The organism is Chitinophaga sp. W2I13 (assembly GCF_050434005.1).
Classification (GTDB): Bacteria; Bacteroidota; Bacteroidia; order Chitinophagales; family Chitinophagaceae; genus Chitinophaga.
The window spans coordinates 928,261-939,264 of record NZ_JBNPWD010000001.1; the positions used below are offsets into that span (position 1 = coordinate 928,261).

7 protein-coding genes are annotated in these 11,004 nt (G+C 46.1%); 5 read left to right on the forward strand and 2 right to left on the reverse strand.

Annotation, left to right across the window (positions count from 1 at the left end; translation table 11 throughout):
• Positions 1-85: 85 nt before the first annotated feature.
• The 5 genes from QFZ48_RS03765 (at position 86) to QFZ48_RS03785 (ending at position 8,879) form a co-directional block, all read left to right on the forward strand.
• Positions 86-1,015 (forward strand): ABC transporter ATP-binding protein, encoded by a 930-nt coding sequence (locus tag QFZ48_RS03765; RefSeq protein ID WP_429061202.1) that lies wholly within the window; start codon positions 86-88, stop codon positions 1,013-1,015.
• A 21-nt stretch (positions 1,016-1,036) separates the two neighbouring features.
• A complete protein-coding gene (locus tag QFZ48_RS03770; protein WP_429061204.1) occupies positions 1,037-3,337 on the forward strand; it encodes a Gldg family protein in 2,301 nt (766 codons plus the stop codon).
• A 14-nt stretch (positions 3,338-3,351) separates the two neighbouring features.
• Positions 3,352-4,701, forward strand: a complete 1,350-nt coding sequence (locus QFZ48_RS03775; protein WP_429045616.1) for a MutS-related protein — start codon at positions 3,352-3,354, stop codon at positions 4,699-4,701.
• Positions 4,698-6,008 carry a MutS-related protein gene (locus tag QFZ48_RS03780; RefSeq protein ID WP_429045615.1) on the forward strand — a complete coding sequence of 437 codons (1,311 nt, stop codon included), beginning with the start codon at positions 4,698-4,700 and terminating at the stop codon, positions 6,006-6,008. Before QFZ48_RS03775 ends, QFZ48_RS03780 begins: the two co-directional genes overlap by 4 nt.
• A 66-nt stretch (positions 6,009-6,074) precedes the next feature.
• Positions 6,075-8,879 carry a M16 family metallopeptidase gene (locus tag QFZ48_RS03785; RefSeq protein WP_429061205.1) on the forward strand — a complete coding sequence of 935 codons (2,805 nt, stop codon included), beginning with the start codon at positions 6,075-6,077 and terminating at the stop codon, positions 8,877-8,879.
• A gap of 71 nt (positions 8,880-8,950) precedes the next feature.
• Here the strand turns inward: QFZ48_RS03785 and QFZ48_RS03790 are convergent, their stop codons facing one another.
• Positions 8,951-9,385, reverse strand: coding sequence for a hypothetical protein (locus QFZ48_RS03790; RefSeq protein ID WP_429061206.1), 435 nt, complete (start codon positions 9,383-9,385; stop codon positions 8,951-8,953).
• 20 nt (positions 9,386-9,405) lie between these two features.
• Complete coding sequence (locus QFZ48_RS03795) at positions 9,406-10,644, reverse strand: hypothetical protein (protein WP_429061208.1); 1,239 nt, start codon at positions 10,642-10,644, stop codon at positions 9,406-9,408.
• Positions 10,645-11,004 lie beyond the last annotated feature (360 nt).

Genomic DNA, 11,004 nt, shown 5'->3' on the forward strand with positions numbered 1-11,004 from the left:
ATCTTCATAAAAAATATTCAACTGCAATCACCGTGTAAGCAAAAGCTTACGCCTGCTATATTATTTAATAAACAATCCGTAATGAATGGAAAACGCCATCGTAAAAGTTGAAAATCTGTCTCACCGTTACGCTTCCCAGTGGGCGGTTCGGGACATAAATTTTGAGATCCATAGCCAGGGAGTGGTGGGACTGCTGGGTTCCAACGGAGCCGGCAAATCCACTACCATGAACATCATTTGTGGAGTATTAAAACAATCGAAGGGAGAGGTATTCATCAACGGGATCAACCTGAAAGATGACCCGGTAACCGCCAAGCGCAACATCGGGTTTATGCCGCAAAAACTGCCGCTGTACCTCGATTTCACTGTGGAAGAATACCTCACCTACTGCGCTGATCTGCGGATGGTGGAAAAAAGCCAGTTAAAAAAAGCAGTCGACCAGGCCCTGGAAAGATGCGGTGTGGCACATTTCAGGGAACGTCTGCTCCGCAACCTCTCCGGTGGATACCAGCAACGCGTGGGCATCGCCCAGGCCATTGTGCACAACCCTAAATTTGTAGTGCTCGATGAACCCACCAACGGCCTGGATCCCAACCAGATCGTGGAAGTACGGAACCTGATCAAAGAAATTGCGATAGACCGCTCGGTGCTGCTATCCACGCACATCCTCACAGAAGTACAGGCTACCTGCAAGGAAATAAAAATGATTGAAGAAGGCCAGATGGTATTTTCCGGCACACTGGAAATGTTCGATAATTATATTGAACCCAACTCACTGGTAGTTATGCTGGACACAGCTCCTGCACCTGAAGAACTGCTGAAGCTGGAAGGTATCAGATCTATCGAACAACTGGCCCCCTCCCGTTTCAGGCTCGGATACGACGGGGAAAAGAAAACAGCACAGCGGCTAGCGGAAATAAGTGTGGGCAAAGGCTGGGGACTAACCGAACTGATTATCGAAAAGAGTTCACTGGACGCAGTATTTGCCAGGTTGTCTAAAAAAAATACCAAATAAAAAATCATTAAAAGATATTCAATGAGACAAATTTTTAAGATCGCCAAAGCAGAGTTATTCACTTTGTTTTATTCACCGATCGCCTGGATGATCCTCGTGGTATTTACTTTTCAGACGGGAATGGGCTTTGCAGACACCCTGCAGGAGATGCTGCGTGGCCAGAGCAGCGGTATGGGCCTCTCCTTTATTACCGCTAATATTTTCTCTGGACAAAGGGGAATGCTGGCTTCCGTACAAAATTACCTGTACCTCTATATGCCCCTGCTTACAATGGGATTGATGAGCCGGGAGTTAAGCAGCGGTTCTATCAAATTACTGTATTCATCCCCGGTTACTTCCTCACAGATCATTCGTGGTAAGTTCCTTGCCATGATGACCTATAGCTTACTACTCATCGCCGTATTACTGGTGTATGTAATAGTGGGTATGTTTGTGGTAGATAACTTTGAACTGGCGCCTGTACTATCAGGTCTCCTTGCCATCTACCTCCTGATGTGCGCCTATGCGGCTATCGGGTTGTTTATGTCTTCCCTCACCTCTTACCAGGTAGTAGCGGCTCTCGGCACATTGGTGCTGCTGGGAACACTCAGCTATATGAACAAAGTATGGCAGAGCATCGATTTTGTACGTGACATTACGTACTGGCTGTCTATTTCCGGCCGTTGCAACGAAATGATCAGTGGGTTGATCTGCACAGAAGATGTGCTTTATTTTGTGATCGTAGTTGCCATGTTCCTGGCACTGAGCATCCTGAAATTGCAGTCCAACCGCACCCATGCCTCTTTTTCCTCGGTATGGAGCAAATATGCAGTTGTAGTGATCGCCGCTATGGCGCTGGGTTATACCACTTCCCGCCCAATATTCATGGCTTATTACGACGCTACCGAAACCAAGCGGAATACCCTCACCCCCAATAGCCAGCAGATCATGGCTAAACTGGATGGCGGTCTCACCATCACCACCTATGTAAACCTCCTCGACCGGGAAGGCTATAATGGTATGCCCGAAATGGTAAATGAAGATAAACAACAGCTGAAACAATACATCCGCTTCAAACCGGAAACAAAGCTGAAATACGTTTATTACTACGATTCTGCCAGCAATAACCCCCGCCTGAATTTTGTTTATAAAAACAAATCACTCGCGGAAATGGCACAAAAGGAAGCAGAGATCAAAGACCTCGATATTGATCTATTCCTGACACCGGAAGAAATAAGGAAGAAGATCAACCTCCGGGATGAAGGCAATATTTTTGTCCGCCTAGTAGAAAGAGAAAACGGGCAAAAGGCATTTCTCAGGATCTATGAAGATATGATGAAATTTCCCGACGAAGCGGAAGTATCAGCCGTTTTCAAACGCATGGTAATGAAGCTGCCAAAAATTGCTTTCCTGCAGGGACAAGGAGAACGGAAAATAGAAGGGGATCGTATAAAAGATTATACCCTGTTCTCTTCTGTTAAAACATTCCGTTATGCGCTCACTAACCAGGGCTGCGATGTGGAAACGCTGGATCTTTCCGGTAATAACCAGATTCCCGCAGGAGTAGACATTATCGTGATTTCTGATATGCAGCAGGAGATGGATTCCGTTTCCAAACGAAAACTGGACACCTATATTGCCAATGGCGGAAACCTGGTGGTGACCCTTAAACCAGGATCAGCAGTCATGGAATCTTTCATTTCCCAATTTGGCGTAAAAACAATACCCGGCCAACTGGTACAACCTAAAATAGATGTAGTTGCGAATGCCGTTATATGCCGGCCCACAAATGCTGCTATCAGCATCGCACCTATGTTCGATCTCATGATCAAACAACATGCGTATGTGGGCATGGTGAAAGCGGCTGGTTTGATAATGGCGGAAAACAAAGGCTTTAAAGCCACCCCCGTTCTTCAGACCGATACCATGAAAACATGGAATGAAACGCAGACCATCGATTTTGTGAATGATTCTGCTTCCGTAGATGTAATGGCCGGAGAAAGGGCAGATAGCTTTGTTACGGCAATGGCTTTATCAAGAAAGATAGGTAATAAAGAGCAACGCATCATGATCATAGGAGATGCCGACTGTATCAGTAACGGGGGTATGAAACCGCCTATCAGATATTACGGCGCTTCCAACTTTTCTTTGATTCCGGGTATGTTCCATTGGTTATCTTACGGCACTGTACCAGTAGACGTAAGCCGTCCGCATTCAAAAGACAACACCCTCTTTCTTACCAAAGGAAGCCTGAAGGTGGTGAAATACGGATTAATGGGCGTGATCCCGGGATTATTGCTGATAGGAAGCAGCATTTTACTCATCAGGAGAAGAAGAAAGTAAAACAAACAGCTGGTATGAGCCTAATGACCGATAAACAAACGCTGAATGACCTGAACATTTTCGGGAAAGGTGGAGGCGATTCAGTGTACACGATATTTAACCGCACCTTTACCCGCGGCGGCTCAGAGCTGCTGGAAGAAATGTTCCGCAGCCCGCTCTCCGACGCTGCCGCCATCAATGCGCGCAGCACCATCATCCGCGCCTTTTCTGAACAGCAGATAAGCTTTCCGTATGAGGGTGAATGGTTCGATGCCGCAGAACAACACCTGCAAAATACCGATGAGCGCACGAAGCTGAATGACCAGGAACATACGCTGGGCAGAAAGTTTAATCACCTGATTGCCGCCGACACAGAATACAAAGCCATTGAAAAAGGCGTGGTAAGCCTGATCGGTATCTTACAGGCCACCCGGGTGTTTGCAGACAGCATCCGGCAACAGGTAGCAGGTATTCCTTACAACAGGGAACTCGCTTCCATCGACCGGTTATTACAAACAACAGAATTGCAGCCCCTCCTGCAGGAACATACCAAACAGAAATTTTCTTTTGCCAAGGTAGCGGAGTATGATAAAATACTCCGCTTCCGGCAACGGAACATCATCCTCCAATTGCTGGGACATATTTACCTGGCCGATGTATACCTGTCGGTGGCCCGTACTGCCAGGGAACGGAAGTTCTGCTTCCCGGTTGCCCTGGATGCGGAAAAGCAAACAGTAATACTGGAAGATTTTTACCATCCGTCTTTAACCAGGCCGGTGGCGAATACATTAACCATCACTCCTTCCAGTAACATTATTTTCCTGACAGGAGCCAATATGGCGGGAAAATCCACCTTTATGAAAGCGCTGGGTATTGCTATGTTCCTGGGCCAGATGGGATTCCCGGTGCCGGCAGCCAAAATGGAATTTTCTGTAAGGGATGGTATTTTCACCACCATCAACCTGCCGGATAACCTGAGCCAGGGGGCCAGTCACTTTTATGCGGAAGTGCTGCGGGTTAAAACCATTGCACAGGAGCTAAGCCGCGACAAATACCTGTTTGTCATTTTCGATGAACTGTTCCGCGGCACCAATGTAAAAGATGCATATGAAGCCACCATCGCCATTACATCGGCCATCGCACGCAGGAAGAATTGTATGTTCGTGGTATCTACACATATCATTGAAGCCGGCGATGTGCTCAAAGAAAAATGTGACAATATCAACTTCGTATACCTGCCAACGTTAATGGAAGGCAATAAGCCCGTTTATACGCATAAACTGGCCTCCGGTATTACTTCCGACCGGCATGGTATGGTAATTATAAAAAATGAAGGTATCCTGGACCTATTGGCCAGGAAAAAATCAATAAAGAAGACCACATGAGCTTTATTGCCGATAAACAAACACTGGACGATCTGTCGCTGCTTGGAAAGTATAATGCCAATTCCATCTTCTCCCTTTTTAACCAGGTAAAAACCCGGGGGGCAGAAAAACTGCTGGATGCCATGTTCCTCCATCCACTAACCGATGCGGATCAGATCAATGCCAGGAGCACTGCCTTCCGTTATTTTGGAGAACAGCCCATTCCGTTTCCTTTCAACGAACAACTGCTGGGCAACACGGAAGCCTTCCTGGATGAAGGAAGTAACAGCAGCTTCCCCCTCGCCCTCTGGCAAATGGGCCGGAAAAAGTTAGCGGCCCTTCTGGTAAAGGATGATGCATTTGAATTGCAGCTGCAGGGAATAGATACCTGCGTACAGCTGCTAAAAGGCTTTTCCACCCTACTCAATCATCTCGAAAAAGAAGGCCGTGATAAAAATACCCCTTGGGAAAAATGGGTCACAAGTGCCCGGAACATCCTCCGGGATAAGCGGCTGCAAAATATCAATTCCCAAAGATCCCTGCTGCAAACCGCCAGGTTACACTATCTGCTCGCACACATATTCCAGGATAAGCTAAAAACCTTGTTGGCACTCACCTACGAAATAGAAGTGTATCTCACCGTTTCCGGCATTGCCAAAGCAAAAGGATTTTCCTATGCAAAGGCATTGCCGAAAGAGAAGAATACGCTGATAGCCAAAGGGGTTAAACATCCCGGCCTGGATAAAGCGGTTCCCAACAGCCTTTCGTTTAATGGCAACAGTAATGTACTGTTCCTCACCGGGGCCAACATGGCGGGCAAATCCACCCTGATGAAAGCGACTGGTATCATGATGTACCTGGCACATATGGGATTTCCTGTAGCGGCCCGGGAACTGGAGTTTTCTGTGCTGGATGGTATTTATTCTTCGGTAAATGTACCTGATGACCTGAACCGTGGATACAGTCATTTTTATGCGGAGGTGCTCCGGGTAAAAAAAGTAGCGGAAGAAGTAAATGCTGACAAACACCTCTTCGTTATTTTCGACGAACTGTTTAAAGGTACCAACGTGAAAGATGCCTATGACGCCACACTGGCAGTAACAGAAGCTTTCACCGCCTTCAGGGATTGTTTCTTTATTATTTCCACACATATCTTTGAAGTGGGAGACGCGCTAAAAACAGCAGGCGATCATATACAGTTTGAATTCCTGCCAACTATTATGGAAGGTACCGTACCCAAATACACCTATACCCTGCAAAAAGGTATTACAACAGACAGACAAGGAATGATTATTATCGAGAATGAAGGTATCTTAGACATGTTATAATGTTCTAAGCCGCTTCTTTATAACGGGAACATGTTACACACAAAAACCAACAAAAGATAAACATCTATGCATTATCGTTATCTGGCCATAGCAGCACTGCTATGTCTTTCCACTGCAGGCAGCTTTGCACAGGGCTCCGGTCAGAGCCAGCTCATTCCGCTGGACACGGCTGTTCGCACAGGACAATTACCCAATGGCTTTACCTACTACATCCGCAAAAACAATGAGCCTTCCAAACGTGCATTATTCTACCTGGCCAACAAAGTAGGCTCTATCCTGGAAGATGAGGATCAGCGCGGTCTTGCTCATTTCCTGGAGCACATGAACTTCAACGGCACCACCCATTTCCCCAAAAATGAACTGATCGACTACCTGCAAAAGGCAGGCGTACGCTTTGGCGCCGACCTGAACGCCTTTACATCGTTCGATGAAACCGTTTACCAGTTGCCTATCCCTACTGCCGACCCAAAGATGGTGAGCCGCGGACTGGATATTATGCGCGACTGGGCACAGGAAGCCCTGCTGGAAACAGATGATATTGACAAAGAAAGAGGTGTGATCATTGAAGAAAAACGCCTGCGCGAAGGAGCAGCTGCACGCATACAGGATAAGACACTTCCCGTGGTGTTAAATAATGCCAGGTATGCCAACCGCTCCCCTATTGGTACAGACAGCATACTCCTGCACTTCCCGGCAGCCACGCTCCGCCGCTTTTACCACGACTGGTACCGTCCCAACCTGCAAGCCCTCATCGTAGTGGGCGATGTGGATGTTGACCAGGTGGAACAACAGATCCGCAAACAATTTGCAGACCTGAAAAACCCCGCCAACGAAAAACCCAGACCCGATTATAAAATTGCCCTCACCGGCAAAAATCAATTCCTGACTATTACCGACCCGGAAGTATCTGCCACCAACCTGGAAATGGCCATCAAACATACCGCCGGTAAATTGACTACCACCACCGATTATCTCAATACCGTAAAACGGTCGTTGTTTAACCAGGTACTCGGCGCCCGGATCGGTGAGTTATCTCAAAAACCAAATCCTCCGTTCCTGGGTGTAAACGCAGGCATCGGCAACTTAATGGGCGGACTGGATCAGTTTTCCTTCTCCGTGACGGCGAAACCCGGTAAACTGGCGGAAGCTTTTGCCGCCGGCTGGTCGGAAGTAGAACAGGTGAAACGCTTCGGCTTTACACAATCAGAACTGGACCGGGCCAAAGCAGCGTATATGGCAAGCCTGGAAAAAGCAGCAAAAGAAAAGAATAAAACCGTTTCTGAAAGCTACGTGAAAGAATACCAGACGCTGTTCCTCGAAGGAGCCGCCTCACCGGGGTTCGACTGGGAATACAACTTCCTGAAAAAAGAATTACCGGGTATCAGCCTGGATGACCTGAAAGCAGTCGCCAACGAATATATCACAGATACCAACCGTGATATTTTCATCGTAGCTCCCGATAAAGAGAAGAATAATCTTCCTGATTCCGCCACCGTTACAGGATGGTTTAAAACCGTTGCTGCAGCGTCGCTGGCCGAGTATAAGGACAACGTTACCGACCAGCCACTGTTGAAAAAAATACCGGCGCCTGGAAAAGTAACAGCGCAAAAAAATTATCCGGCATTAGGCATACAGCAATTAACCCTGAGCAATGGTGTGAAAGTATGGCTCAAACCAACCACTTACAAAAATGATGTTATCCAGTTCCTTTCATTTGCACCGGGTGGTATCAATAAATATTCAAATGAAGATTTCCCCAGCGCGTCCAGTGCAAACGGTATTATAAGTGGTTCCGGTCTGGCTGACTTCTCACCCGTTCAATTATCGAAGATATTAAACGGTAAATCAGTCTCCGTAGGCGCCTTCATCAGCGGACGTAGCCAGGGTATCGGCGGCGCCAGCATCGTAAAGGACTTTGAAACCGCACTGCAACTGATATACCTGCGGTTCACCGCACCCCGGAAAGACACCGTGTTATTTGAAAATGCACTGGCTCAATCCAGGGAGCAGGTACAAACCCGTTACAATGATCCGGGCAATGTATTTAAAGATACCGTGACCGCAGTATTGAGCGGCTACAATTACCGCACAAGCCCTGCCACTTTGGCCAGGCTCGATAGCATCAGTTTGGAAAAAGCTTATGAAGTTTACCGCGACCGCTTTGCAGATGCCTCCCAGGCCAACTTTGTATTTGTAGGTAATTTCAATACCGACAGCATCAAACCTTTGCTCGAACAGTATCTCGGCGCACTGCCTTCCCTGAACAGAAAAGAGAAAGCTATTAAACTGCCGGTACTTGTACCCAAAGGACAACTGGTAAAAACAGTCACCAAAGGAACAGACAATAAAGCCAGCGTATTACTGGTTTACAACGGCGATTGTGTTTACAGTACGGAGAACAAAATGCAGCTGCAGGCGTTGTCTGAAATCCTGCAATACCGGCTGCTGACAAGCCTGCGGGAAAACGCCGGCGAAGTATACACCCCTTCGGTAAATGCAAATATGTCGAAAGAACCCGATCAGCGCTTCGGCGTAAATGTATCATTCGGATGTGCACCTGAACACGTGGAACACCTGGTAGGACTGGTACAACAGGATATTGCGAATTTACAGCAGCAGGGCGCCTCTGCCGATGAAGTACAAAAGTTCAAAGCCGGCTTTCAGAAGCAATATGAATTGCAGTCCGAAAGCAATGAGTTCTGGTTACAATTTATCTCCGGGAAAATAGAAGGTAAGGAAGAATTGAAAGAGCTGCCCAATATAGAAAAACAATTGAGCCGGATTAACGGTGCATCCATTAAGGCTGCGTCAAAGAACTACCTGAGTGGAAAGAATGTGATCCGTTTTGTGGCATTGCCTGAAAAGAAATAGAAATTGTTTTTGAGTGATGATGTAAAAGCCGTTTCCTTTTTTGGGAGGCGGCTTTTTTTATGGAAAAAATCTTAATTGAGCCGGAAACCTGAATACAAGCAAGGGTAAACATAAAATTTGTTATCCTTCTTAAAAGCAAATAGTAAGTGAGTTTCATTGGCAGCAAAAACGAACGCGCAATTGCTATTGTCTATAGCGTCAAATTGCAGCTCCTGACCTGAAAGCGGCTGCCCCTTCAGCACTTTAACCACTTCGACAGTTGCCCTATATCCTTTATAATAACTTATACTCTCCTGATGTACCTGTCTTACCTTAACGGTAAAAATAAACTCAGAGGCAGGAATATATGACCTGACCGGATACATAACACAATCACAGGCCACTACTTTCTGACCGCATAAGTTTAAAACTATTGCAATACAAAAAGTTAGCATTTGCAGCCTGAATACGTTGTTATGGATCATTCTTGCTTTTTTGTTGAGTGTTGTAAAGGCAGCCAGCTTCATTCAATGATCCTTCTTTCCAACTACTTTTCGTTCAGCTTGTTTTCCAGTTGGCTAACACGTTCCTTCAATGCCGCTATCTCCTCCATTAACATGCTTATTGTTGGATCCACATTTTGCACTGATGGTGTACTTGTAGCATCGCTTGTTGCACTGAATGACTGGGTGCCTGTAGATGCCAGTTGCACTTGCCTGCGCACTCCGTTTATTGTAAAATACAATGCAGTGCCATTGAACTCCCACGCGCCATTCAAGGGAGTCGTAAGCAACGCTCCCTGGGTAAACAGTGCCACCGGTTTAGAGGTAGTTCCGGCCCTGGCGCCGAAGTTGTACAGTTGCCCTACCGTTGCAGCATGCCGGTCATAAATACCTGCACGAATGGCCAGCAAGCCGTACTTATATTCGTTACTGTCATCGCCCGTATTTTTATATGCATCAAACGTAGTTCCACTTAACACCCACTCTACATTTGAAGATATCGATGTCGGAAAATCCCGGGGGTGCTCAGTTGAATACCTGTTTAAAAAATATGGAATATTATAGGTAGCGGGGCCGCCTATACCAAATCTTCTTGAAACTTCCTGGTTAGCATTTACCTGTAAGCCGCTCGCATACATGTTCTTGGTGGTAATATTGCCTTCGTCGGTTACTGCCTGCAAGGTAATAAGATTAGTTTTCCAATAAGATGAATCAAAAGCTCCCAGGGACGGATTAAAAACAAAATGAACAGGAGTGATGTATTGAGGGGTTAAGCCATTTAAATACCAGCTTATCCCATTACCTACTATTACGTCTGTCATTTGCACAGAATCGCGCTCCCTGGATGCATAAAAATATACGTTCTTACGGTAATAACTAATCGGCCCTATTGGCGCATTACGGGAAGTATATGGCAGGTAATACCAGCCAGATTTGGTAATGGAGTTTACATTTGTTATCCGGATTGCCCTACCGTCTGTTTGCGTAACCCGGGGGGACTGGAACTTATCCAGGATCGTGCTTAAATTCAATGTATCCTGCCCTGTGATGGCAATAGCATTACTGCCAACTGCCGACAAGTGCATCTTTCTGAACTCGGTACGGCCTTTACCCTTATTGAATAAAAAGCCTAGTGTGTCCTGGGTACGATTCTCCAGGATCAGTTCCGCAGTATCACAGGTGTTGTAGATGCGTACACTATCTGCCTTTATCTGGTATACGTGTTGGGCAAAACAAAAATTAGTTAACAATAGGGTGGCAATGGCCAAAAATACAGTTTTCATTTAGATATAATGTTGGTATAAGGGTGGATAAATTATTATGTTTATTTGCGGGCTATTAAAGCCAAACGATTTTTATGTTCTCTTGATATTCCGGACTTGCGACTTGAGCGCCCGTTCCGCGAACTGTGTCATCGGCATTCCTTGAGATCAAACATGCTTCTTTTACCGCCAGACACAATTTCACGTGTAGGACTATTCTGCTTAACGTTTCTGTCATTAGACTCCCTAATTCCTTAATATGTCATAAGATTCGAATACATTATCATCAACAGCCATTAAAACAACTAAGAAGATTACATTTCATTATTTAGATATCTGGCTTATTATTGTCTCAGATCCTCAACGCTGCATTCCTGAGAC